The sequence below is a fragment of the Bartonella numerosa genome, from assembly GCF_037070845.1.
Lineage (GTDB): Bacteria > Pseudomonadota > Alphaproteobacteria > Rhizobiales > Rhizobiaceae > Bartonella.
Genome location: NZ_JAYMZI010000009.1, coordinates 1 through 24889, shown reverse-complemented (window position 1 = coordinate 24889; position 24889 = coordinate 1). Strand labels below are relative to the sequence as shown.

22 protein-coding genes are annotated in these 24889 nt (G+C 41.5%); 17 read left to right on the top strand and 5 right to left on the bottom strand.

Annotated elements, in window-relative coordinates:
• Nucleotides 1–368: 368 nt before the first annotated feature.
• The 14 genes from WCP75_RS04070 (at nt 369) to WCP75_RS04005 (ending at nt 16261) form a co-directional block, all read left to right on the top strand.
• Nucleotides 369–1694 carry a PBSX family phage terminase large subunit gene (locus WCP75_RS04070; protein WP_336276970.1) on the top strand — a complete coding sequence of 442 codons (1326 nt, stop codon included), beginning with the start codon at nt 369–371 and terminating at the stop codon, nt 1692–1694.
• Nucleotides 1694–3571 carry a BaGTA-type gene transfer agent portal protein BgtI gene (bgtI, locus tag WCP75_RS04065; RefSeq protein WP_336276969.1) on the top strand — a complete coding sequence of 626 codons (1878 nt, stop codon included), beginning with the start codon at nt 1694–1696 and terminating at the stop codon, nt 3569–3571. The genes WCP75_RS04070 and bgtI overlap by 1 nt, the downstream gene beginning before the upstream one ends.
• 56 nt (nt 3572–3627) lie before the next feature.
• The gene (locus WCP75_RS04060; protein ID WP_336276968.1) at nt 3628–4425 is read left to right on the top strand and encodes a hypothetical protein; all 798 of its coding nucleotides are present in this window, start codon (nt 3628–3630) and stop codon (nt 4423–4425) included.
• A gap of 276 nt (nt 4426–4701) precedes the next feature.
• A complete protein-coding gene (bgtG, locus tag WCP75_RS04055; protein WP_336276967.1) occupies nt 4702–5835 on the top strand; it encodes a BaGTA-type gene transfer agent major capsid protein in 1134 nt (377 codons plus the stop codon).
• 420 nt (nt 5836–6255) lie between these two features.
• On the top strand, nt 6256–7404 hold the full coding sequence (locus tag WCP75_RS04050; protein WP_336276966.1) for a phage capsid family protein: 1149 nt from the start codon (nt 6256–6258) through the stop codon (nt 7402–7404).
• A 112-nt stretch (nt 7405–7516) separates the two neighbouring features.
• The gene (locus tag WCP75_RS04045) at nt 7517–8197 is read left to right on the top strand and encodes a hypothetical protein (RefSeq protein ID WP_336276965.1); all 681 of its coding nucleotides are present in this window, start codon (nt 7517–7519) and stop codon (nt 8195–8197) included.
• Nucleotides 8198–9670, top strand: a complete 1473-nt coding sequence (bgtE, locus tag WCP75_RS04040) for a gene transfer agent protein BgtE (RefSeq protein WP_336276964.1) — start codon at nt 8198–8200, stop codon at nt 9668–9670.
• 125 nt (nt 9671–9795) lie between these two features.
• Entirely contained in the window at nt 9796–10254 is a 459-nt protein-coding gene (locus WCP75_RS04035; RefSeq protein ID WP_336276963.1) for a hypothetical protein, read from the top strand.
• Nucleotides 10251–11372 carry a BaGTA-type gene transfer agent maturation protease BgtD gene (gene bgtD, locus WCP75_RS04030; protein ID WP_336276962.1) on the top strand — a complete coding sequence of 374 codons (1122 nt, stop codon included), beginning with the start codon at nt 10251–10253 and terminating at the stop codon, nt 11370–11372. Before WCP75_RS04035 ends, bgtD begins: the two co-directional genes overlap by 4 nt.
• 875 nt (nt 11373–12247) lie before the next feature.
• Nucleotides 12248–12550: a hypothetical protein gene (locus WCP75_RS04025; protein ID WP_336276961.1), complete on the top strand. Its 303-nt coding sequence runs from the start codon at nt 12248–12250 to the stop codon at nt 12548–12550.
• 60 nt (nt 12551–12610) lie between these two features.
• On the top strand, nt 12611–13261 hold the full coding sequence (gene bgtA, locus WCP75_RS04020) for a gene transfer agent endolysin BgtA (RefSeq protein ID WP_336276960.1): 651 nt from the start codon (nt 12611–12613) through the stop codon (nt 13259–13261).
• Between the two features lie 13 nt (nt 13262–13274).
• Nucleotides 13275–13517 (top strand): hypothetical protein, encoded by a 243-nt coding sequence (locus WCP75_RS04015; protein ID WP_336276959.1) that lies wholly within the window; start codon nt 13275–13277, stop codon nt 13515–13517.
• Between the two features lie 564 nt (nt 13518–14081).
• Nucleotides 14082–14525, top strand: a complete 444-nt coding sequence (locus WCP75_RS04010; protein WP_336276958.1) for a hypothetical protein — start codon at nt 14082–14084, stop codon at nt 14523–14525.
• A 998-nt stretch (nt 14526–15523) separates the two neighbouring features.
• Complete coding sequence (locus WCP75_RS04005; protein ID WP_336276957.1) at nt 15524–16261, top strand: DUF4167 domain-containing protein; 738 nt, start codon at nt 15524–15526, stop codon at nt 16259–16261.
• Between the two features lie 55 nt (nt 16262–16316).
• Here the strand turns inward: WCP75_RS04005 and WCP75_RS04000 are convergent, their stop codons facing one another.
• The 4 genes from WCP75_RS04000 to WCP75_RS03985 form a co-directional block, all read right to left on the bottom strand.
• A complete protein-coding gene (locus tag WCP75_RS04000) occupies nt 16317–16766 on the bottom strand; it encodes a hypothetical protein (RefSeq protein ID WP_336276956.1) in 450 nt (149 codons plus the stop codon).
• 103 nt (nt 16767–16869) lie between these two features.
• A complete protein-coding gene (locus WCP75_RS03995) occupies nt 16870–17286 on the bottom strand; it encodes a hypothetical protein (RefSeq protein ID WP_336276955.1) in 417 nt (138 codons plus the stop codon).
• A gap of 171 nt (nt 17287–17457) precedes the next feature.
• A complete protein-coding gene (locus tag WCP75_RS03990; protein WP_336276954.1) occupies nt 17458–18483 on the bottom strand; it encodes a PAS domain-containing sensor histidine kinase in 1026 nt (341 codons plus the stop codon).
• Between the two features lie 20 nt (nt 18484–18503).
• Complete coding sequence (locus tag WCP75_RS03985; protein WP_336276953.1) at nt 18504–19298, bottom strand: response regulator; 795 nt, start codon at nt 19296–19298, stop codon at nt 18504–18506.
• Between the two features lie 172 nt (nt 19299–19470).
• Between WCP75_RS03985 and WCP75_RS03980 the strand changes: the two genes are divergently transcribed.
• The 3 genes from WCP75_RS03980 to WCP75_RS03970 all read left to right on the top strand — a co-directional run bounded on the left by WCP75_RS03980 (nt 19471) and on the right by WCP75_RS03970 (nt 21868).
• Nucleotides 19471–19674: a NepR family anti-sigma factor gene (locus WCP75_RS03980; RefSeq protein WP_336276952.1), complete on the top strand. Its 204-nt coding sequence runs from the start codon at nt 19471–19473 to the stop codon at nt 19672–19674.
• 6 nt (nt 19675–19680) lie between these two features.
• Nucleotides 19681–20235 (top strand): RNA polymerase sigma factor, encoded by a 555-nt coding sequence (locus WCP75_RS03975; RefSeq protein ID WP_336276951.1) that lies wholly within the window; start codon nt 19681–19683, stop codon nt 20233–20235.
• 226 nt (nt 20236–20461) lie between these two features.
• On the top strand, nt 20462–21868 hold the full coding sequence (locus WCP75_RS03970; RefSeq protein WP_336276950.1) for a sensor histidine kinase: 1407 nt from the start codon (nt 20462–20464) through the stop codon (nt 21866–21868).
• A 683-nt stretch (nt 21869–22551) separates the two neighbouring features.
• Here the strand turns inward: WCP75_RS03970 and WCP75_RS03965 are convergent.
• Entirely contained in the window at nt 22552–24540 is a 1989-nt protein-coding gene (locus tag WCP75_RS03965) for a M23 family metallopeptidase (RefSeq protein WP_336276949.1), read from the bottom strand.
• Nucleotides 24541–24889 lie beyond the last annotated feature (349 nt).

The window sequence follows — 24889 nt, the reverse complement described above, 5'->3', positions numbered from 1 at the left end:
TACGACCGCGATGTTGGAAGGCTGTGGGTGGTGCCAGAGAAACTTCGGTGGTCTTTAGTGATACAAAATAGTTTCATGGCTCTTGAATATCATAACAGCTGAGCATTTCGATGTGCCATTTTTTGCATATATCAATATTCACGTGCCAATGTTTGTTGTCATAAAAAATTGATGAGGGATACGGAAGTTTTACTTTGCGTGGATAGAATTTTATGTAGCTGGTCAGTTTAGTCTGTATGGGAAAAGCATGGCCAAGAAAATTTCTTTTGGTACAGAAAAGACTCCCACCTGCAACGTTTTTTAAAAATCTGCTCCCAAAACGCTTTAGAAGAAATTCTATTCCTTAATCGGATAATCTTAGTTTTAAAATGACAACTGCTCAAGTCGCTCTTATTCCAAAATTGATCCCTGTTTTTTCTGGGAAAGCCGATGTGCGCGCCGCTTGGGGAGGCCGAGGATCTGGAAAAACGAGATCCTTCGCCACGATGACCGCTGTTATCGGATATCGGCACGGAAAAGCCGGTGAGAAAGGTATTATTCTGTGTGCGAGACAATTTCAAAATTCACTCAGTGAAAGCTCATTGGAAGAAATTAAGCGTTCCATAGAATCTCACTCTTTTCTACGGGATTATTATGAAATCGGCGACAAGTATATCAGATCAAAGGATGGACGAATTGTCTACGTTTTTGCCGGTCTGGATCGAAATATTGCAAGTATTAAATCGATGGGACGTATCTTCCTTTGCTGGGTTGATGAGGCTGAGCCTGTTACTGAAGCAGCTTGGCAGACTCTTATCCCCACATTACGCGAGGAAGGAGAAAATTGGAACGCAGAGTTATGGGTAACGTGGAACCCCTGCCGAGAAAATGCACCCGTGGAAAAACGTTTTCGAAATGTGGATGATCCCGATATCAAGGGCGCTGAGATAAATTGGAGAGATAACCCACGATTCCCAGAAAAGCTTAATCGAGATCGAAAAGCAGATTTAGAAAAAAGACCTGAACAATATAACCATATTTGGGAAGGAGGGTATCTTCAATCTGTTCAAGGGGCATATTATCAAAAAGCTCTACTGGAAGCAGAGCAAGAAGGACGCATTACTACGGTGCCACGCGACCCCTTGATGCAGATCAAAATCTTTTGGGATATCGGTGGGACAGGGGCAAAGGCTGACGCTACCGCTTTGTGGGTGGCGCAATTTGTGGGACGTGAAATCCGTGTTCTCGATTATTATGAAGCTCAAGGACAGCCCTTGTCTGAGCATATAGGGTGGATATTTCAGAGGGGATACGATAAGGGGATGATGATTTTGCCCCATGATGGTGCTACAAAAGATCGCGTCTATAATGTAAGTTTTGAAAGTGCCCTTCAGCAAGCTGGTTTGCAAACAAAAGTTATTCCTAATCAGGGAGCAGGCGCTGTTAAAATGCGCATCGAAGCTGTAAGACGGTTGTTTCCTGCCATATGGTTTAATCGTGAAACAACAAAAGCAGGGCGAAAAGCACTCGCGTGGTATCATGAAAAACGAGACGAACAGAGAAATATTGGATTAGGCGCTGAACACGATTGGGCTAGCCACGGAGCTGATAGCTTCGGGCTTCTATGCCTTGCCTATGAACAACCAACATTTCGACCGAACAAAAATTCTTACCGAGCTCCTCAGCATTCTCAAACTTCATGGATGGCTTTTTAATGAATAATTCTGCAGATTCTTCAAATAAATTAGAGACAATTGAATATCAGGCTCTCTTTAAAAAACTCGTCGGCTGGTATCAAGAGGATATCGCTCATGTCGAGAAATGGCGGAAAAATGCCCAAGAAGACTACGATTTTTATAATGGACGTCAATGGAATGAGCAAGATATCGCCGCGCTCAGAGAGCAAAATAGACCGGTTATGACTTTTAATCGTGTCGCACCTTTGGTCAATGCCGTGATTGGTACAGAGCGTAATAATAAGAGACAAGTGCAATTTATTCCACGACAAGAAGGTGCAGCATTTGCAAATCAAATATTAACTGGTGCCGCTGAATGGTTTCGTGATGAAGCTGATGGTGAATATGAAGATTCTGACGCCTTCCAAGACGCTATCATTTGTGGAATGGGTTGGACCGATACCAGGCTGGATTTTGAAGAAGATCCCCAGGGAAAACCAGTCATTGCACGATTAGACCCTATGAAAATGGTTTGGGATGCGAGCGCTATTAAACCAAATCTCACAGATGTGCAGCATGTGTGGTATATCGATGAAAAACCCCTTGATGTCGCTCAAGAAATGTTTCCATCTCTACATTGGAGCGATCTTAATGCTGATTGGGTTAAGCATAACGCCCCTTTTTATCAAACTAGCGATAGCAATATGCAAGGCTACGGACAAGATCTTGGCGAAATAGATAGCCGCCAGAAGCCAAAAATGGTCACATTGGCCGAATGTCGATGGTTCGAGCGGGAGGTTGTTTACAAGGTCCTTGATCCACAAACAGGAAAATTTATCAATCATTCTGAACAAGAATTTCAAAAATTAAGCCAAGAGTTTCCCTATATCCAAGCAACGAGAATGACAAAAAAAATTGTCAAACGAGCTTTTTTGGGGAAAAGGTTACTCGACGTGCCGGACAAGCCTCTCGTCCCCCCAAACCAATTGGGTTGGGAGTGTATTACGGGATATTTTGATAAACTAAGCCGCCAATTCTATGGAATTGTTAAACCAACAAAAGATCCTCAACGCTGGGCTAATAAATATTTTAGTCAAGTGATGCATTTGCTCAATAGCCAATCAAAAGGCGGGATTATGGCAGAGAGAGACGCTTTCGATGATGATCGACAAGCCGTAGAAAGTTGGGCAAGAGCAGACAGTATTACCTGGCTGAAAAGTGGTGCTGTTGCGGGGGGAAGAATTCAACCAAAACCTGTGGCACAATTCCCACAAGGATTTTTCCAACTTTTCAATGAAGCAAAGGGCGCTATTACACAGGTAACAGGACTGTCTCACGAGTTTATTGGAACGCGCGAGGTGAATCAACCAGGAATTTTGGAAGAGCAACGACGCCAATCTTCTCTCAATTTGCTTGCTTCATTCTTTGACGGTTTACGTCGATACAGGCAACGACAGGGAAAAATTATCCTTTATCTCATTCAAAATTATCTCTCTGACGGGAGATTGGTACGAATTGCTGGAGAGGAAAATGCACAATATGTACCGTTAACACGAGAGGTGATCACAAATTTGGAATACGATATCGTGGTCGATGATGCACCGACAAGTCTCAACGAAAAAGAACGAACGTTTGCTATTATTATGCAATTGCTGCCTTTGATGCAAAGTTTTACAACACCAGATATCATTCTCGATCTTTTGCATTATTCTCCTTTGCCAGCATCGCTCCTTCACAAAATTGCTGTAAAAACGCTTAAGCAGGATCAACCTCAACAAGAACAGTACGATTCTTCCGTGCAAAGTGGAAACCCAGCAATGAAACAGAGCCTAGATAATGGAGGACAACACAGTGCAGGTGTTGGAATACAACAGGCAATGCAAGCCATTTTGCAAATGGCAAATGCTCAAAAATAAGCCGCTTAATTTAAAAATATATCCACCATATTGCTGAAAAAAAGAAGGTCAACCTCATGGATCAAGAATACTTAACGCCAGAAGAACAAAACCAATTGGAACAAGATATTCCGCATCAAACGCAAGAGGAAAAAGTTTATCAGAAGGAGAAAAATGCCGGGGAAAAAGCGCTTGAAGAAAACTCACAAGGGTCGGATACAATAGATCAACAACACCAAGAATGCGCGCTGCAAGAAGATGAACAAAAAACGCAGAAGGGAGAGAGCCCCCCAGATCCGCAAAAAGACTTCATGGGATATATGCGATGGTTGGGAGAAACACTACACAAACAAGGCTTGTTGAATACACAACAACAGTTAGAGCAGAAAAATGCCCCCGAAGAACAACAGCTGCATGCGTTTTACAAGCAATCTGTCGCCGCTGTTAAACAAAAGCATCATGATTTTGATAATGCTGCCGATTTTATTTATGATATGCGTGCTAACCAATTGGCCGCTCTCTCTTCAATTTATCCAGAAATGGCCGATCAAAAAGTCGTGGATACAATTATCGGTAATGAATTAAAGCAAATTTTGCAGTGTTGTGCACAAAAAAATAAAAATCCTGCTGAGGTGATTTACTCTATCGCACAAAATATTGGATACAATAACCCTGACAGTAATACTGCCGAAAATTTGCGCGAAAAGCATAATTCTGCGCGTACACTCGCTGCCTATAATGGTTTGACCACAAACGGTCCTATGGCCTTGGATATGCTCGATAAAATGTCAGAGGCAGAATTTAGTACGTGGATGAGCGATCCAAAAAATAAAGCTACCTTTGACCATTTGATGCAAGGAGGACGGTCTGACTGAAAAAGTCATGAGAGATGATCTTTGAAAGAGGTACACGTCGAGCTTATGGTTCAAAAAAACAATATCCAAGAAGCTCATCTTCGACACTAAATGCTCTGAGAAAAACTTTGCCAAGAAGAAAAACAAAAAAACTCCCTTAAAAGAAGAAGGACTCCTTGGTTAAAGATCTCATACAAAAAAAGAAATTAATCCACAGTTCGAAAAATAAAAAATGTGGACAAGCAGCGATCGGCAATTTGCCGATTTTTTTTATGCCAATAATCTGAAGAGGAAAAAATGACAACAAGCTATATCGGAGTAAATGACCAAAAGGCCGTGTGTATATGGTCTAAACTTTTGAATCAGGAAATTTCAAAGGCCATCCCTATTGCTTCACTGATTGGGAAAGACTCCAACAGTATCATACAGCTGAGAGATGAAGCGAGTAAAGCGAATGGTGATTCAATTAGCTTTAATTTACGCACGCAACTATATGGCAATGGGATAAGTGAAGAAGACGAGCTGGAAGGCAACGAAGAACATCTGCATTTTTTAAGTGATAGGGTGGTCATTAACGAACTTGCTCATGCTGTACGCGTTAAAAACGAGGGCACTATCGACCAGCAGCGGGTTATACACGACCTGCGTACAGAGGCCAAAAATGCTTTGGTTGATTGGTATACAGATCGTTTAAGCATGATGTTTTTCATGCATGTTTGCGGATATACACCGGACGCACTGGAGTTTGAAGGACGAAACCTCCAACTCTCTCCCGTTCATTACGGATTTAATAAACCAACGGCACCAACCAGTAAACGCATAATTCGACCCAATGACAAAATGGCAGATGAAGAGTTAGACAAAAACGATGTTTTTGATCTTCAACTCATCGATAAAGCGGTTGAACGAGCTAAACTCGCAAATCCTAAAATTAGGCCTGTGCGCGTTGATGGTGAAAATGTTTACGTGCTTTATTTGCATCCGACGCAGGTCACGCAGTTGCGGACCAACACAGACAGAGGGCAATGGCTCGACATTACTAAGGCTGGCTATAACGGAAGCCGCGGGAAAAACCCCATTTTTGATGGGTCGCTTGGTATGTATAATGGCGTCATTTTGCGCGAGGCGGAACATATAACTCAAGGTGTCGTATCAAGCACAGAAGATGAGGTTCCGGAAAGTATGCCCAGCACACGCCGTGCCGTCCTGCTCGGGGCACAAAGTGCTGTGATTGCTTTTGGAAAAGATCGGGGGTCGACACGCTACAAATTGGTAGAAGGGCTGTTTGACTATGAACGCGAATTTGGTGTCGCTGCAAGAACCATTATTGGCATGAAAAAAACGCGATTTGATTTCTCTGATATGGTAGATGAGGGAGAAGTACAGGATTTCGGGACAATTGTGATCACAACTTACGCAGAACCCGTTTAAAAACTTTTCAGAAAAGTATAGCAAAGAACGTGCAATCACAAAATATCGAAGTAAGGCCCAAAAAAAACAACTATGTTCATAGTTGAAAGGACTTTATGATGGCAAAAAAACTTCTCAAACGAGTGTCGTTTGGGAAGTGTTGCGTGCTTGATCGCTACCCGCAACATCCTCCTCCGGGAACTCCCGTTTTGAGGGATGATTAACAAAATGTCAGTGACAAATTCAATATTTGAGCCAGTGATCGTCAAAAACGACAGCGCTTTTGACCATGTGAAATATGCATAAAGGAAGTACACAGGAAAAGCTGTCAATGAAAACTGATAAAAACGCCGAAACTAATTTATCTCAAAAAGCAAAGGCGCGGATTGTAAACAATCCGCTCTTTAGTAATTTTTACGTCACTAAGCTTAAGAGGGGAAAATGCAAAAAAATCACGTAAAATTAAATGACCAAAAAGTTTCGTCTGTACGATCTAAATTGTTGAGCAAGGAAATTTCAAAAATTATGCCTATCGCTTCATTGATTGGTAGAGACTCCAACAGCGTCATACAATTAAAAGAAGAAACTAATAAAGAAAGTGGCGATGCGGTTATCTTTAATTTACGTGGGTACTTGCGTCACAACGGAGAAAATGATTCCGATCGTATTAAAGACAACGAAGAATATTTGTACTTTATAAGCGATCGTGTGGCTATCGACGAGCTTTCTCATGCTGTGCGCGTTCAAAGTGACGGAACTGTTAACCAATATACCATACGCGACTTGCGCTCAGAGGTCGAAAACGCATTAGTCGATCGGCATGCAGACCGTTTAACCACGATGTTCTTCTTTCACGTTTGCGGATATACAGCGAATTACATAGATATTGGACATGAAAAAATCATGCTCAAACCTGTCCATTATGGATTTAATAGGCCAACACCACCGACCGATAAACGCATTATACGACCTAATGGAAAAACCGCAGACGGAGATTTGGACAAAAATGATATCTTTGATCTCGAACTTATCGATAAAGCTGTTGACCGCGCTAAACTCGAAAATCCAAAAATAAAACCGGTGCGTGTAGGGAGGGAAAATCTTTATGTGCTTTATATGTACCCAACGCAGGTCGTCCAATTGCGCAACAGTACGGAAAAAGAGCGATGGATCGAAATTACTAAAGCACAATATCATGGGAACCGCGTAAAACACCCTCTCTTAGATGGGGCTATTGGTATATATAATGGAGTCATTTTGCACGAAACTGAGTGTGTTACCGCGGGTATACAGCTTGGTGAAGATGATGGAGGAACTCCCGTGCAAAATGTGCGTCGTGCCGTTCTACTTGGAGCACAAAGCGCGATTATGGCCGTTGGAAAAAATCGTGGAGAAGCAGACTATCAATTGGTGGAGCGAGTTTTCGATCATGATCGCGAATTTGAGGCAGTTGCGAAAATCATCATTGGCATGAAAAAAACGCGCTTTAGTATCTTTCCGAAGTATGTGCAAGATGTGATGTCAATGAGCGAGACAAGCAAGCAAGATTTCGGGACGATCGTGCTCCCAACTTGGGCAGAGACTATCTAATACTATCCAGAAAATTTTTAACCCTTCTTCCGGAAAAAACAATTTTGTTCAGAGAAGAAAAAAAACGCTACTCAAAATGGCGAAACACTGAAAATAAGGATTATGGTGCTTTATGTCTGTTCCATCCAACAAGGTTACACAACAAGATCAGTCCAAGATTTTTACCCGTATGGTCGCGCTCATTCAAGATGAAGTCGATGACACAACAGCTGAATATGTCGTTCAAATTCAAGATTCAATTTTTACTGCTTTGAGGCTTTGCAAAATGGAGCCGTTCTTCTTCAGTAAAAAAAAGGAATCAATATTGAAAACACAAGGTGGAAAAACATGGTACGGACAACAAGAAGGACTATTGGTCGATTCAGAAAAGGATATTGAGTCCGCTTTTTTAGAAAAAAACTCTACAACGCAGGTGCAGTTGCTTTATGAAACTCCAAAAATCTTAAAGAAAAAATACGGAGAAACGCCACCGCAGGGAACACCCCTCTTTTATACATATATGGATAAAAAAATAGGGCTTTTTCCAACGCCAAAAAGTAGCGTAATCGTGCGATTCTCTCATGCCGCCATACGATTTTGTGAGAAAAATGTTATTCCAGAAGATGATCCATGGATGCTCTACGCATTCGATCTGATTAAAGCACGCGCAAAATATGAGCTTTATAAAAATATCCTCAAAGATCCTGAATATGCTGCCGTTTCTTTTAATGATTTTCAAGAACAACTTAAGGCTTTACGCATAGAGACGTCCAACAGAAAAAATGCATCAAAAATTATTTCAATGGGGTTCTGAATGGCTTTTTTTCCAATCGCCGATTATCGACCAGATGTTGCCGATATTAATAGCGCCTTTACCAATGAGCTTACCAATGTACTGCCAGCTGATGGGTCTTACATCCCCATGCCAAGCTTCGTACCATTCGCGAAACCTTGCCCTGACAATATTTTAAGCGCTATCGCTGTTAAAACAAAGTCCGGCGTATCAATTATAGCTGGAGCAGAAAAAAAAATTTACATGCTCAACAATACAACGATGCAATGGAACGATATTAGTAGAGAAAAAGAGCCGTATCTCGCCAATATCGATGCACCTTGGTCTTTCGCTTTGTTTGGTGATCAGGTCATCGCTGTTAATTCCAATGATAGACCTCAAGTTATCAATCTTGTCAATAATGACGGCAAATTTAGAAATTTAGGGGGAAATCCACCACGAGCCGGGATCGTTAGGGTGTGGGGAGATTTCGTTTGTTTGATGAAATTGACTGAGCATCCAAGGCGCGTTCATTGGTCTGGTTTAAATGATGCCGAATTCTGGACTGTTGGAAAAAAAAGCTGCGATTACCAAGATTTCCCTGATGGTGGATTTGTACAGGGCTCAACTGAAACAACAAATCCAATCATCTTTATGCGTTCGGCAATTTACGCTGGATCGTTCATTCCTGGATCTAAAATGATCTTTAGCTTCCAGAAAATACACGATAAACGTGGTGTAAAAAATCCTGAATCTATCGTTTGTCGAGGAAATTTTTCTTTCTTTGCAGATGAAGGCGGGTTCTATCAGATAACAAATGAAGGACAGATTATACCTATAGGTTTTGAAAAAGTGGATCGGACCATAATGACAAAAATTAGCAATAGTAGCAGTGGCCTGTCGACTTTATTTGCCGCCATCGATGGCGTTTATAATCGTGTTTATTGGATAATTGCAGGAGATGATGCTGTAAAAGAGCGCCTCTTACTCATTTATGATTGGGGATTGCAAAAATGGACCAAAGCGATTTTGAAAATCAAAATGATTTTGCCAATCTTCTTATCAAGCGTAACGTTAGAGGGACTTGATGAAGTCTCGAAGAATATTGATGATTTATCTTTCTCTCTTGACAGTAAGATTTGGAAAAATGAATCCCCTATTCTTGGTGCCTTTGATAACCAGGGCAGGCTTGGATCTTTCTCCGGTAAGCCTATGGATTGTGTTGTGACATCGCAAGAAATGGGGCAGACAAACGGCAGGATGACACGGGTTAAAGATATTATGACACAGGTCAATAGCGGAGAGTTTTATTTGTCTGTCGGAGTACGTTTGCGTCAATCTCTTGAAGAAAAAGTAATTTGGCTTCCAGAAAAGCAGCCGTCTTATAACACTGGGAAAATCCATTACCGCGTGAGGGCACGGTTTTATCGCTTTAAGTTGCGAATCCCAGAAGGAGCTAACTGGTCTCATGTTACGGGATTTGATGTGGAATTAAAATCTGCCGGAGTGCGTTGAGAACGTCTTCTGATTCAAAAAAACAAGCAGTGCATTGAGCATTTCCCCATATCAAAGGGCGAGGAAGGTGGGTCGTACTTTGTAATCATCCATTTGGTTAAATGAAAGGGGATAAAAATAAGATCATGATACAGAAACAAGACGGACAAAATCCCTATTCTCTCCATCTTACCAATTTGTGGACGTGGGAAAAAATAATACGCTACAAAAATTGTATCAATTCGGCTGTCACAAAATACGCAAAGAAATTTCCAGATGATGTGTGCTTACATACCATGGCTCGAGAAATCGCAATGGGACAAACGCAATTATGGGTCATCTTAAAAAATAATATCAAATTTACTGCTTTTGTGATCACCAAAATTGAAGTGACACACACGGGAAAAAAACGTGTCATTATTTTGGATTTAGCCGGGGAGGGCGGGGTGAAATTGGTTAAATTAATTGAGCAAATCGAAGAGTGGGCGCGCGCAATTAACGCTGATGAAATGCTTATGCTTGGAAGGTCTGGGTGGGCCAAAGCGCTCGCTCATCACGGCTATTCTCGTAATTCTATCCATTATAGAAAGGTTTTGGTTGCATGAGAAAAAAAGTAACACCACAGATTCAAACGAAAACGCAAACAAATGCTCCGCCTATATGGGCAGAAGATATCTTAAAAACAGCCAGTGCTCAGGCGCTCGACCTTTTTAATAAAGGAGTCGGCGGTAATGTTTACCAAGGTGAGCGCATAGCCGGATTGAGTGATATAACAAAAAATGCAATCTCAGGATTAAAAAAGGCTGCCGATCAATACAATAATCCGGCATTGATGGGCGTGTTGAACGCTCCAACACAAAGTGCAACAAATCTCTCTAATATGGCAAAGGGAAATCTCATTGGAGGGAATAGCAAATTTGATATCGCACTGCAAAATGCGCTCAATAAAACCTCTGATGCTATTAATCAATCTGTTGCAGGAGCTGGGAGGTACGGGTCTGGTGCACATGCTGGGGTGCTCGCCGATGAACTCGGTGCATTGGCAACAAATGCTAGCGCACAGCAATATAATCAAGATGTCAGAAATATGATGAATGCAAACCAGATGATCGACAATTCTTGGCGTGATCAAATAAATGCTGCAAATGCTTTCTTTCAAGGACAGAGCAATGCCCAGAACAACGCTTTGAAGAGCGGGGTGATACAAGATACTGCACGCCAAAATGCATTAGATTCTCAATATCAAAAATGGATGGAAGAAGATAATAAAGACTGGAATAAGTTGGAACGGTTGTTGCAAGCAGGAAAGCAGGCCGCGGGAAATTACGGAACAACGTCGGCTCAATCAGTGACAGAGTCCCCAGTTATGAACGATTCATTAAATGATGTACAACGGTTGCTGGGATTGGTGGGAGGAATTTTGGGACTTTCTGATGCAAGAGCAAAAGAAAATATCGTGCCAGTAGGAAAGAAAAACGGTTACCCGCTTTATACGTTTAATTATAAGGGATGTTCGCAACGCTATTATGGCGTCATCGCTCAAGAAATTCTGCGTTTAAATCCAGAAGCCGTGCATATGGACAAAAAAACAAAGTTATTGCATGTCGACTACAGTAAGCTTGGTTTTAAAATGAAAAAAGTCACAGTGCCTAAACGCAAAATCTTTTCCTTCTTTCCCAATTTCTTTAACCGACTTTGTTCTTTAAAAAAAACCGTAACATAGAGGTGAAACTATAATCGATTGGGAAGCCACTATCCAAAAATCGCTGCGTTAATGAATACATAAATTAGGGGGGAGAATAGTTCACGAGATTTGTAAATTGGGCTATCTTGTGACGGAGAAGTTCGTAAAAAAATCTTTGTTGGAAGATTACGACAGGCCCAGCGGTGAGCTGTGCGTGACGGGTGAAGGGGTGGTGTCTGGTCCCTGAACTCATATGACTTCCCGACCCTTCTTCTTAGAATGGTTGGTGCTGTGAGTTTGAATCTTAGGACAGAAGATAAATTTAGAATGCTCATTCACAGAGCAGCGAAAATGATTCGCTGTATATTAAAGCACCAGGAAGCCTTGCATAAAAAAATTCTAGTCTACCGATAATGGGGGGATGGAAAAACCGAAAACCCTACCTCCCGATGAACTCAATTTCATCTCTTTTCAAAATTCGTACCCAGATTCTGTAATCACCTTTACCGCGAAAAAATGCCTAGGTAAGTGGTATTTCTCAGAAAAAATATGCAAACTCTGCTGACTCTGCTGATTGACTAAATATCAGGATGAGGTGATATGTGCACAAATATCCGCGGCTTGAATGCTCTGGAACTCTATAAATAGCTGTAGCTTACACAAGGTAAAAGGTGTTGCAAAACAAAGAAACAGAAGTGATGTAGTTATTTTTGCTACGCTTGTGCAACGCAACCCTCTTAAAACATACTGAAAATTATCGATTTTGGCAGTGATTGCACTGATTTTTGTCTTTTTCCGATTAATGATTAAGGCCAAAGTTTTTGATGCATGTAAATAATGCGTGGCAGTGCACGTGAGATGAAGCCGGCCGGTATTTATGTCCTTCACCCATAAAATAAACAGGAGATTGCTAAATGACATTTTTTCCATTTTCTATCGCGGACATTAAAGATCCTGAACGTATCCGTGTGGTCCTTTATGCCAGTGGAAGAATGGGACATGCTCCTTTAAATGCACTGTCAGCACAAATGCGCCAAGACATCGACACTATCGACAAAAAACTGACGGAAAATATGGTGCAAACTTCGCAGCAGTTAGATGCTTTAGAACAAAAATTGGGAGAGTTCCTTCGAAATATGGAGGCGGTTGAACAAGAGCAAAAAATCAAGGCAACAAAAAAAATGATTAAAAAACAAAATGTTAAAATACTAAAATAGCATTATTTTACTCTCCGATTCTTCCTTCTACATCACAAATCGTTTGAGGAGTTCTAAAAAATGAGAAAAATCTCGAAAAAGGGGCTTGCGCTTATCAAACAATGGGAAGGTCTTCGATTGCACGCTTATAGAGATTCCGCTGGGGTATGGACGATTGGTTACGGCCATACTTCACAAGCAGGAAAACCTTTCGTGCAAGAAGGAATGCGTCTCACCGAAAGGCAAGCAGAAAATCTATTACAAAAAGATTTAAAACAATTTGAGAACACTGTTGAACAGGCTGTCGCTGTTCCTTTAACTGATGAGCAGTTTGCTGCTCTCGTTTCCTTTTGTTATAACGTGGGAATGAAAGCTTTTTGCAATTCTACACTCTTAAAGAAGCTTAACGAAGGTGATTATGAGTCCGTGCCCATCGAATTGCAAAAATGGACAAGAGCGGGAAAAAAACGTTTGCAGGGGCTCGTGTATAGACGAGCCGCCGAAGCGGGTCTGTGGACTAAGGGCGCTTACGTTTCTCCCAATTATCAAGAGGTTGAATCGCCGAAAAAATTCTTTGGAGAGCTAGAAATTTTGGCGCCAGTTATTGGCTCATTTTCCGGAATAACAGGGATTTTGACCGGACATGGGCCCGTACAATGGGCCCTAGCTGTTATCATGGTTTTGGCTACAGTCTCCGGGATTGGCATGTCTATCTATCGAATGAGGGAATAGTAAGGGTAATTTTTTGTTTCGTTGGAGTTTTATTTTAGCTTCGTTGATCGCTGCCACTTTAAGTGGCTTTTTTTATGGACGACTTTTAGAGAGAAACAGGACTTTAGTCCAAGCCGTTTCCGCTTTTCAAAATCGCGAAAAAATCAATGATAAAGTTCTTTCCCTTTCTCCTTTTCGCCTTTGTATTGCTCTTGGCGGGATGCCAGACGAATGCAAAACTTTATTGCGCGGGATGGACGAAACCCCCAACCATTAATAAACCAGCTTATTTAGTGAAAACAGAACCGTTATTGTCACGCTGGATTTTGGCGACAGACCAATTCGGTAAAAAACAAAATTGCTGGGGACCGTAGATGACGAAAAACTATACCAGCCCGCTTACTCTTTTGTATGTCTCTTAAGTTAGTGGATACCGGCCCCTCCCCGTGTATGTTCGGTTTTCGAAGTCCGATTCTACTTGTGCCGGTCATGTTGGCGTGACTTCAAAATGTCTTAGCCCCATTCGTTTAGAACTTTAGCAAAAATAAGAAAAATTTATTTGCTGTATGAAGTTTTACATGAATAAAATCTTGTGGTAGATCCTTCGGATTCTTGTCAAGAAATGAAAGTAAAAAGCCTCTATAGAAGGATTGAAGAGATAAGAGGGGTATGAGGTATTTCGAGAAAGAAGAGGCAACTCCTCTCTGGGTTACGTGAATTGCTTTTTATCTAAGAGGTTTGAAGTGCTGTTCATTCGTAATATATTTTTATTGAGTTCGGTTTTCTTTTGTTGTCCGTTACAAAAGAATCCAGCTTCTGTACACTAGAATATGTGATATTTATGGTAAGAAGAATCCGTGCGATGAGGAAGCTGTGTCGCAAAAAATTGTATCGTATGGCTTCTCGTGTTTTTGTTATTATCCTCTGTGTCTTTCTGTGTGGTTCTACAGTTAAGAAAGCCGTTAAGTACTTTTTTCCCGCAGAGAAGATCGCACAACGAGAGCTTGTTCCGTTGGTTATCCCAACATTTGATTTGCGAATTTATTGCAAAGAAATTTCCGCTTCGGTTCTATCTGATGTAAAGATGGAGGTTTATTATCGATGCATTAATCTAGAAAGTGAAGCCTATTTCGCAATCCGTGATATGTGGGATGGTCTCTCCTACCATGTAAAGGAAAGATGTGTCAAAATGGTGCGACCAGGAGACGGAAGCTATTTTCTTCTACGGGATTGTTTCATCAATGAAAAAAAAGACGAGAAGCACAAGGTACGTAACCGATTTTAATATGCCGCTTATGCCCCGTAATATACAAATCTCCACTTAAAAAAGGATACACTCCAAAGAATATTTGGTTGCCTCGTTGATTCTCAAGAATCGTCGCCGTTGCTTGATAAAAAATTTTTCCTCTCCTTTTGAAAAATATAACTGAAATGTAGGAGAAGAGGCCACCGCATTCGTTTTTGTGGCCAATTTGAAACGCACAAAAAAGAAGTAGAATGCATTCCGCCGCTCATATTTATAAAACCAAATTTTTTAAAAATTTATGGTATGTGGATCGTAATTTTTCCGAAAATCTGTCGTTGTTTTCATTATTCCATACCATCATTGAGGCATCTGAGACAAAATTTATAGTGCAACCTGTTGATTACAAAAAAATGATAGCCTATTTGACAATAAAAGGACTTGAACAATTTCGTATGTTAACTTACCTATAGAGAAAGGTGGTCCTGTGGCGTACTGGTTGGATGATCGCTCAGGGTGGGGTTGCTTTAGCGTAAAAAAGAGGTTATGTTTGCACAATGGGCGTGTTTGCATGGTAAGTGATTTGTGGGGAAGTGGGCGTTTATGAGCTAGGTATGCAAATGAACGGGGGGTGTCGTCGTTTTTTAGAAGCGGTGGTTCGGTAGGAATCACAAGGTTTTGTTGATGCGATTGTTTGTTTGCTAAGGTGCTGTGTGCGTGTTTTCGTTTCTTGCTGTTTTCCACAAAATGGTGACATTTCGGATGGAATTTTGCCTGCTTTGAAAAAGACACTTGGCGTTTTGTGTAAACAATGTATTTCTGCTGGTTAAAAGAGAAATAGGGAATTTTGGGCGTAGGTTCCCCCTACTTTTTGTGGTTTTCAAAAACTATGTGCTTTTGCCAAATGTCAGTAGGTATCATTCTGATAAAATAAAACGTGGATAGCCTGATAACCGTATTTTAAACATGATCAGCGTTATTGAAAAATAATGCAATGAAGAAGAATCAATTAAGACACACACACTCCAAAAGGGATAAATATGAGGCCACAACAAAATAGACGGGCGCGCGGTCGTAGTAACAACAATAATGGGAGCAACAGTAGCCGTCGAGGTCCAAATCCGTTGTCTCGCAATTATGAGAGCAGCGGTCCAGATGTCAAGATCCGCGGAAATGCTCAGCAAATTGCCGATAAGTATTTAAGTCTTGCACGCGATGCGCAGGGCAGTGGTGATCGCGTTATGTCTGAGAATTATTTGCAGCATGCTGAACATTATTTGCGTATCATTTTGGCTGCTTCTGCCCAGGCATCTCAGTCTGTGCGCCGTGATGAAGGCAGTGAGCAAGAATATGATGAAATGAACGGCGAAAGTACGAGAAAAGACAATACGGGCTCCGACGAATCTGAAAGATATGCGCAAAGTTACAATGGCCGGAAAGTCGGAGCGCGAAATGGGTATGCTGGTGATGAGGAACCGGGTACGAATATTTCGCCAGACGAAATAAGCGGAAAAGAGAAAGCTAGCGTACAAGAAAGTGACGAGCCCGTCAAAAAAGTACGTCGTACTTCGCGTCGCCGCACTGTGGTCGGTCAAGATGAGGCTGCTACCGATCTTGCGCGAGCAACGCAAAAGGATGGCAAAAATGGAGAGGTACCGAAGGAAAAAGTTTCCCCTTCTCCCTTGTCGGTGTCGGGCGAAGAAACAATGAGAAAAACACGTCGACGGCGGGCAGCCGCGTCTCGGGTAGAAACACCCTCTGCTGAAGGGAATGTTTGAGGAGGCTTGGGTTTGCTCAAGAAAAAATGCCGTGGGGAATCATCGATGCTTATTATCAACGGGGAGGTTCGGTGGGCGTTCCGTGCGTCGTTTCGACTGAAAAAATCGCAATAAGCGCACCAGTGTAATAATTATAGATCATCAATTGTGTCTTTCCCTCTGGAGTTCGCACCTTAAGTGCGATGTTGTGTTCTGAAAGATCCTGCGACAATATCTGCGTTCCTCTCGGCAGAGAGAGTGTATGATGGGTTGTTTCTGAATCTTTTCCCTGGAAAGAAGAGGGGTTCACTTGTTTTGTATCTGGCCTGGGCGCCGCGATTTTGTATATAACGCCAAATAATACAGAAAGAATAAGAATAAGCGTTATTGAAACGGAAACAATCATCAAACGCATGAGCCTCTTTCTTATCTGTTCTACTGCAGGATCTAAGGGTTGGTCCTGAGGTACAGCGCATTGCTCTGCATGATGGTTCCGTGGAGTATAAATTTTCTGATTACCTGCCATGCTACACTCTTTAGTGAATTTTTTTAAGACAGAGCAATCTACGATTTTAACAACTTTTATGCAAGCTATCTGCGCGTGTATTACATTATGCGCAAGGAGGTGTTTATGATGGAAAGAGAGTTCGCTGCGCGATTCGTGTTGGTGATGCTGTTTTTGTTTGTTGTTTGTTAATCAGAAGATTTCCTCGATTCGTTACGGACCAAGTGATACTTACCTCTTCTTCACGTGAATTTGCATGCACACTGGTGCATTGAGCAAAAATTTGTTCGCCAAAATGTAAAAATTTTTGGATGGATGGCATTAAAGCCTGTTCACATTCTTGAGCTGTCGGGTAAGTTTTGACCATCGTGCTATCAGAATAACAACTGTTGAAGTCATCTGTACATGAAACCAGTATCAAAACAAAAATAAGAGCACTCATAGAACATTTTCTCAAGTCAAGGCTAGGGAACGCAACGCCGTTTGCCCGCGTGGGGCTGGCTTCCTCATTTAAAATGTTCTCAAGAGTGATTTGTTCCAAAATAGATTGAGTCTACATTGGGTTAGTTTGTGCGGCTATAGCGAGCGAACCCAATTTTTCATGGGATCTGCTCTGGTGGAGATGATTCGTTCGGAAAGATATCTTTATATTGGCTGCAAAGCTATCTCGATAGGGGTGAGTATTTTGCTTTATTATTTCTCAGGACTTTAGTCACTTTTTAGGAAAAACATCAAAATAAGTTTCGGGAACACAGAGGCAATAGACAATGCCTTTTTCTGTTAATTTTAGGGAAGCTGATCCATCTACAGAAACAGGAACGATTTTTTCTAGAACAGCACTGCCAAAACGAGCCTTCTTATCAGAAGAAAGGGGGGTTTCTGATTCAAAACTTTCATTCCAAGTAATGAGAAGTTGTGTTTTTTCACTTGCTTCTTTGTTAATTGTGCAGTGCACAGACACATTTCCCCTTTCTTGCGATAAAGCACCAAAAGAGAGGGAGTTGACGATCAATTCGTGAAAGGCCAAACCAATATGCAGAGCCGCGTTCGGAAAAAGATATGGGTCCACGCCTTCAACAGAAAAGCGCTTGGTTTCTTTCGTAAAATAACCCAAAGCCAAAGTCTGTGAATGAACCAGCTCGCGAAATTGGGCACCACGCCAATCAGAATCGGTAATAAGGTCCTGAGAATGGGAGAGAGAGTGGATGCGTCCTTGGAATTTGCGTAAGAAAATCTGAAGAGATTCCGTATAGCGTGCGGTTTGGCTGGCAAGACTTTGGATGATAGCTAAAAGATTTTTAGAGCGGTGGCTGACTTCTCTGAGGAGCACCTTCAGGACTTGTTCGCGTCGGCGTAATCCGGAAATATCAACGCCTGTGGTGATGATACCGATGATTTCTCCATTATCATTGCGGTGGCAATCAATCGAAAATTTGTACCAAATGGCTTGCTTTGCCATGTCTTCAAATCGCACTTCTATAGTTTGCATTTTGCCAGTGGCTAAGACTTGCAATTTGATCGTTTCCATATTGTCGGCAAGGTCAAGTGAGAAAAAATCAGTATCACGACAGCCGACGCGCCATTTGTGATGCAAATGTTTTGGCAGGTTTTCTGCCCATGAATAAACGAGATTGGTCGTTTGATACAAAACGCAAATACCAGAGCCGCGAATTGCTTGCATTAAGGCACTAAGACGTGATTTTTCTATCGGCAATTTTGGAATTGAGGTAACAATCATAACAAAAATGTTACCTTGTGCTAAGCGGCTTTTGAGGTGTTCTTTTGAAAAAATAGAGCCTGTGAGATAAGCGCTTTGACCATATCAGGATTAAAGGGCTTTGTTACCAAAAAAGTTGGCTCTGGACGCTCTCCAGTCAACAATCTTTCGGGAAAAGCAGTGATAAAAATTACCGGTATATTATCGTTCTTTAGAATGTCATTGACTGCATCAATACCAGAACTGTTATCGGCCAATTGGATATCGGCCAAAATCATGCGTGGCTTTTTTTGATGATGCATAATCACGGCTTCGTCGCGGGTACGCGCAATTCCAACGACTTGATGACCAAGGCTTTCTACCATTTGCTCAATATCCATAGCGATGAGAGGTTCATCTTCGATAATCATGACTTGTGTGGCAATTTGCTGAGAAATATCTGTTGACGCTTGGTTGAGGAGTTTACGGAACCCTTTTGCATCAATATCCATGATTTCGCTTGCCTCTCTCTCGTTAAACCCTTCAACTGCAATTAACAAAAAAGCTTGGCGCGCACGCGGTGTGAGGTACGATAATTTTGCACTTGTTTTTTGTTCAAGACTAAATTGTGGCAAAGGATCAGGGACATTGGGTGTAGTTTGGTCGAAAAGATGACAAAAAAGCCAATAGGTACCAATGCGATCGCTAGATGTTTTAGGAAAAATAGTAATGTCTGCAATAAGTGCTTCTAACATCGCTGACACATAAGCGTCGCCGGACATTTGGTTACCTGTAACAGATCGAGCAAAACGTCGAAGATAGGGAAGATGCGGTGCGATGCGTGTTGATAATGACATAATTTACAACTCCTTTGACCTTTGAAGCACTTTGTTAAGCAAGAACCCTCAACAGATAAAAAAGTTCCCCCCCTCGTATGGAACTTTTTTCATAAAGATTATATTTACAACCATAAGGCGAAAAAATCTCTTTGCACTGTTACCTTTGTTATATGGATTAGGGGGATAAAAAATGAACGACCGTGATGAAAAAAATCTCGCCAATTGCTCTGCTGTTGGAGAGGAGATTCTCGGGGTCAACAGCGAAATAGCGCGAAAATTACGTCAATTTTACGTGGAGATTCAGGAAGAAGCGTTGCCCGTGCGTTTGTTGGAGCTGCTGGAAAGGCTGGATCAGGCAGAAAAAATAAGTCTGAACAGCATGAAAAAGGTTTAATTTTTCATGAAGACGGGCGTGCGAAATTTTAAACAAGAATTGCTGTTGGTCTTACCCACATTGCGGGCTTTTGCTGTTTCTTTGAGCGGAAAACACGATAAAGCAGAGGATCTGGTACAGGATACTGTCATGAAAGCGTGGGCTAAGCAAGATAGCTTCGAAATGGGAACTAATCTCAAAGCGTGGCTCTTTACGATCTTGAGAAATGAGTTCTACAGCCAACTGCGCAAGAGAGGGAGAGAGGTCCAGGATAGTGATGGTACATTTACAAAAAATGTGGCAATTCATCCTACTCAATATGGGTCGCTTGATTTGCAAGATTTTAAAAAAGCCTTAAATGCGTTATCTAATGATCAAAGAGAAGCCATTATTCTCATCGGTGCATCTGGTTTTTCCTACGAAGATGCCGCAGCCATTTGTGGTTGCGCCGTTGGAACAATCAAAAGCCGTGTTAGCAGAGCACGAAGTCGTTTGCAGAAACTTCTCAAGGTAAATGGTGAATCTGATTATGGACCCGATGCTCACTCGGCTGGAAGCACGTTGTGTTCATTTAGTGGCTAAAAAGGTATGATAATTATGGTCGAGGCTCTTGTTTTTCTCATTCCATTCTTAGCTATTAAAGCAGGAATGGTATTCTTGGGAAGTTCATAGTGTTTGATGTGCACCTTTTAGAAAATAAGAGTAGCTCATATAAAGCGGTTAATCAGGATCTCTGCGTCGTGATCCATAAAGCGGGACTCCTTTGTGTTGAAAGATAACAATTTTCAGGCTCGCTGATGGAAGTTATATGACGATAGAGATGAATTTGCTGCCCAAAATATCTATCTCCGCTTCTACGATTTCACGTTGGCGGTGGGCGGCGATTATTGTGTCCCTCGTTATGGCTTTTCTGGCATCAGCCTTCATCATGCTACTCTCAAACGCTGTTGATCAGGAAATTGCACGGTTAAATACAAGTTCAGAATTGCGCGAGCAGACTGACTTGGCGCTCATCAATTTAATTGATATGGCTATTGCTGACCGTAACTACGCAAAAAACCGTAGTCCAGAAGATAAGGAGCATTTTGAAAATGCAGTTCGTAATCTTGATGATATTCTAAGTTATGCCGCCCTCATTGTTTATGCGCATCCGCAATGGTATGAGTGGTTTGCTGCTTTTAAGAGGGAAGTTGAAGCACGAAGAGATATTATGAATGCACATATGCTCGCTCTTGATGGAGATACCGACTCATCTTCAAAACTTTTTGTTCCTCTTGAAATTCATAAAATTCAAGTTGCTCGTCTAGCCCAATTAATGACAGGTTTTATTAACGGGGATGACGTTGTGCGGCAAAAACAGCGCGAGAACATAGCGCTTATGCGTGCTGCTTTAACACTGGCAGCCATTATTTCTGTGGTGAGTACTTTTATATCAGCTTATTTTGTCATTAATCGTTTCCATCGTGATGTGCGTTCCTTAAAAATGTACCAATTATTGCTACACAGCGAAAATGCTGCCCTTGAAGCTCGCGTGAAAGAGCGCACGCAAGAACTCGAAAAGGCACGTAATCACGCTGAAAAAGAACGACAACGTGTTGAAATGTTGCTGCAGGATGCAAGCCATCGCATTGGCAATTCTCTTGGAACAGTGTCTTCTCTGCTGGGCTTGCAATTAAATCGTAGTACAAGTGAAGAAGTTCGTTCTGTTCTCGGTGCTGCACGTGATCGTATTCAGACAATATCCGCGGCGCACCGTCGCTTGCGCTTGGGCGATGATATGGAAACAACTTCATTGGCGGAGTTTCTGAGTTTGGTGGTACACGATGTTGAATTGGCCGTACCTTTTGAACTACGTGAAAATATAACTATTCATACTTCTTTCAAAGATTATCGGCTGTCTTCTAGAGACGCAACAACGCTTGGGATTATCCTTGGTGAGTTGCTAACAAATTCTTTAAAACATGCTTTTCCTGATCAGCGTTCCGGAAACATTTATATTTCATTCGGTCTCCAAGAAGATGGACAAATGATGTTAATCGTGGAAGACGATGGTGTGGGCATGAGCAACCAAAGCACAAAGAAAAAAACAGGCCTTGGCCATTTGGTTATTGAACAATTGTGCATGCAGTTTGGTGAAAAACCACTTTTTGAAACTTCTGCTTTGGGTGGTACAAAGGTCATGATTCCTTTGCCAAAGCTCAATGTGAATAACTAAAGGAGCGCGTTACTTAAGCTTATCAAAAGAAACAATGGTTTCTGTAAATGAATGCCTCATAATCGGGGAAGGGTTGTGCTGGTGGGGTGTGTGGTGACAAGATCTTTGGTGAAAATAGATCGCTTTGTTTCCAATCATTATAAGATCTAACATGGATACGATTCATTTTGCTTATTGATAAGGGAGTTTTTGTTTTTAAAAAACCTCTCTATTGTTCATTTATATTATCAACTGTTTTTCAAATACTTTATCATTTTATCTACGACGGTGGGTGTAGGGGCTGCGTGCTTAGGACAAATTGACTTTGATCGAGCCAATCGATTTAGATGCCGACAAGCCGTTTTGGAACATAAAAAATACGAATCTCTTCCAAATGAAACGCAGCTATCGTAAAAATTTTTGGGAGTTGTTTTCTTTCTCTGTGAACGGTGAACCAGCAGTTTTCAGCTAGTTCAAAAAATTTGAACAAGGAAGCAGAATTTCTCTATTTTGTTTTAAATGAGCAGAAGAAATCTGACGGTTTTTTTTTACCGTATATATTATTTCTTTGTGAGATAAGAACTTTCTTTTCGATTAGAACGGAAGAGGGATGTTATTTTTCTTTTGTGTCTGGTGTTTCGGATTGTTTATTATGCACAAAGTCAGAAGGAAACGATGTTGCTGTAATGATTGAGAAAAGTAACTTAAGAAGCATCTTCTGACAGAGTTGCTGGACTGTTGATCAATGAGTCTATATTGTCTTTTTCTTGAAAAAATGCTTGCAGATCTTGGTTGGTTAAAGATTTACTATCGGGTATACGAATGCGCATTGGGTTGACCTTCGTTCCATTGACAATGAGTTCGAAATGAACGTGAGGACCTGTTGCCATCCCCGTTGATCCGACGTACCCGATGACCTGCCCTTGTCTCACTTTAACGCCTGGTTTTATACCTTCTGCGTAACGGCTTTGGTGTGAATAGGTGCTAACATACCCGTTGGCATGTCGAACTTCTGTATGGTTTCCGTAACCTCCCATCACGCCTACTTTTATGACAACCCCATCTCCAGCAGCAATAATAGGCGACCCCTTTGGTGCGACCCAATCAACACCTGTGTGCATTCTAACATATCCTAAAATAGGGTGTTTACGTGGTCCAAAAGGAGAGCCAAAAACGCCGTTTGGAAGGGGCTTCCGGATCAAAAAGGGTCTTGAACTTTTTCCCTCTGAATCATAGTAGTCTACGCTACCATCTTTTGATTGATAACGGTAATATTTATAGGTCGTATTGCCGAATGTGGCACTGATATAGCGAATTTCAGGGTCTACATTTGTGGCAGGTTGTTTCGCTTTAAGATTTTTTTTCCCTTTGTGGTTTTTGTTTGTTTCATTTTCCTGTGGTACAGCGTAGAATACTTCTAGCTGATCTGTTGGTGTTATCCGGCTTTTCATATCAACGTTAGTGGCGAGCAGACGAATGATATGCCGAGAGAGGGATTTCGACATATTATGGCTGAGCATTGCACTATAAATAGCGTCATAGGCTGTTGGTAGTTGCGTCGCATTGATATGGGGAATGCCATTTTGAAAAGCGGTTTTAAGTGCGTGCGACATCTCTGGTTCTGCGCTTTCAACGAATTGGTTGCTATCATTGAGGGCAATTGTGAGGATGTGATGCTTGCCTCTGTAGATGCTCGCTCGCACGATACGATCCTCTTCCCCGAGCTGTGTGACAATTCCAATACGTAATAGACTTCCTTCTTTTAGCGTATCTGAGTGGTTAAAAATGCCCAAGATATCCGAAATCTGTTCAATTTGTGTTTCTGTATAGTCGTTCTTTTTAAGAGCATCTACTATCTTTTGCTTTTTTAGAATGGGAATAATATCTTCAGCATAATTTTTAGTAAGATCGATTCGCTGATTTCTAGGAGATACAGTCATGTTCTCTTGAATAATGCGTACTTCCGGGGCGTCTGTGAATTTTGGAGTAGAGGATAGTTCATCTAATTCTAAAGGGTCGATCAGTGTTAAAACGGAAAGATGTTCGTTGGTTCTATCCAAAGAGAAGCCAGCTTTTAGTAATTCTTGTTGCGCTTCGCTGGAAGTTATAGTGTCCGCGTCATTAAAGTCTATTTGATTAACGAGAAAATCGTAATTGCGCAGAATCACCTTTGTTTCTACTTTTGCTCCGTAGATCTGCCCAGAATCTTGTGGTTTGGCTTGAGCGTTTGTCGGGTCATCGTCAAAAATGCTTAAAGAATCAAATTTAGGGTAAGTGTATTGGTGTGTGCGTTCTTCAGCCAAAGCCATTCGGATCCATTCAAATTTTTGAGTCTGAATGATTTTGGCATTGCTCTTTTTTTGCAAAATTGACAATTCAAACTGGCGCTTACTGTCAAAACTTTGTCGCGCTCGTGTAGGGAAGATGCGATCGCCTTTACGTCCATTAGCGCCGGATGTTTGTGTTTTTGACGGTTTTTTTTGCTTAAACCACTGTGGAGGTGTCACCAGCCGTTGTTGTTCATCTAAAGCAGCAAAGAGCGCAATCCCCATGAGAATACAGGAAGTAATCCCAGTAAGAACCGTTCCTGTAAGCCAGCGTACAGAGACTTGCCGATGGGCGGGAGGAGAGCGTTTGACTTCAAGGGCAGGATCTTGCCCGGGGTCATTTTTTTGATGTTGGTTATCCCACATAAATTCCCATTGCAGTCTATCTTAGATTTTTAGAATATTGGATCCTTTCAGGATATTGCACGCGGGAAGCTAGCATAGCTTAGGGTGCTTGTACAAGAATTTGGTTATTTTTTTGGGGGAATATGAATTCTTTCCGTAACAAAAAACGGTTTTTTTTCGAATTATAACATGGTGGAAAGTAGGAGGACAATTTTAATTTAAGTGAGATTTTTTAGTGTATTCAAAGAAAATGAAACTTTTGACTGCAGGAAAATAGGATAGAATAGGGAAGTTATTTATTTTCACCTTTGCTTTAAAAATGGTGTTGACTCTTTTGGGGAAAGGGTTCTATATAGCGCTGCAACGAGAG

What these genes read in the sequence shown, in the direction of transcription:
- WCP75_RS04070 (WP_336276970.1), top strand. Translation starts at nt 369, where the DNA reads ATGACAACTGCTCAAGTCGCTCTTATTCCAAAATTGATCCCTGTTTTT.
- bgtE (WP_336276964.1), top strand. Translation starts at nt 8,198, where the DNA reads ATGGCTTTTTTTCCAATCGCCGATTATCGACCAGATGTTGCCGATATT.
- WCP75_RS04045 (WP_336276965.1), top strand. Translation starts at nt 7,517, where the DNA reads ATGTCTGTTCCATCCAACAAGGTTACACAACAAGATCAGTCCAAGATT.
- bgtA (WP_336276960.1), top strand. Translation starts at nt 12,611, where the DNA reads ATGAGAAAAATCTCGAAAAAGGGGCTTGCGCTTATCAAACAATGGGAA.
- WCP75_RS04010 (WP_336276958.1), top strand. Translation starts at nt 14,082, where the DNA reads ATGGTAAGAAGAATCCGTGCGATGAGGAAGCTGTGTCGCAAAAAATTG.
- WCP75_RS04025 (WP_336276961.1), top strand. Translation starts at nt 12,248, where the DNA reads ATGACATTTTTTCCATTTTCTATCGCGGACATTAAAGATCCTGAACGT.
- WCP75_RS04060 (WP_336276968.1), top strand. Translation starts at nt 3,628, where the DNA reads ATGGATCAAGAATACTTAACGCCAGAAGAACAAAACCAATTGGAACAA.
- WCP75_RS03990 (WP_336276954.1), bottom strand. Translation starts at nt 18,483, where the DNA reads ATGATTGTTACCTCAATTCCAAAATTGCCGATAGAAAAATCACGTCTT.
- WCP75_RS03965 (WP_336276949.1), bottom strand. Translation starts at nt 24,540, where the DNA reads ATGTGGGATAACCAACATCAAAAAAATGACCCCGGGCAAGATCCTGCC.
- WCP75_RS04005 (WP_336276957.1), top strand. Translation starts at nt 15,524, where the DNA reads ATGAGGCCACAACAAAATAGACGGGCGCGCGGTCGTAGTAACAACAAT.
- WCP75_RS03975 (WP_336276951.1), top strand. Translation starts at nt 19,681, where the DNA reads ATGAAGACGGGCGTGCGAAATTTTAAACAAGAATTGCTGTTGGTCTTA.
- WCP75_RS04000 (WP_336276956.1), bottom strand. Translation starts at nt 16,766, where the DNA reads ATGGCAGGTAATCAGAAAATTTATACTCCACGGAACCATCATGCAGAG.
- bgtD (WP_336276962.1), top strand. Translation starts at nt 10,251, where the DNA reads ATGAGAAAAAAAGTAACACCACAGATTCAAACGAAAACGCAAACAAAT.
- WCP75_RS03985 (WP_336276953.1), bottom strand. Translation starts at nt 19,298, where the DNA reads ATGTCATTATCAACACGCATCGCACCGCATCTTCCCTATCTTCGACGT.
- WCP75_RS03970 (WP_336276950.1), top strand. Translation starts at nt 20,462, where the DNA reads ATGACGATAGAGATGAATTTGCTGCCCAAAATATCTATCTCCGCTTCT.
- WCP75_RS04050 (WP_336276966.1), top strand. Translation starts at nt 6,256, where the DNA reads ATGCAAAAAAATCACGTAAAATTAAATGACCAAAAAGTTTCGTCTGTA.
- bgtG (WP_336276967.1), top strand. Translation starts at nt 4,702, where the DNA reads ATGACAACAAGCTATATCGGAGTAAATGACCAAAAGGCCGTGTGTATA.
- WCP75_RS04035 (WP_336276963.1), top strand. Translation starts at nt 9,796, where the DNA reads ATGATACAGAAACAAGACGGACAAAATCCCTATTCTCTCCATCTTACC.
- bgtI (WP_336276969.1), top strand. Translation starts at nt 1,694, where the DNA reads ATGAATAATTCTGCAGATTCTTCAAATAAATTAGAGACAATTGAATAT.
- WCP75_RS03980 (WP_336276952.1), top strand. Translation starts at nt 19,471, where the DNA reads ATGAACGACCGTGATGAAAAAAATCTCGCCAATTGCTCTGCTGTTGGA.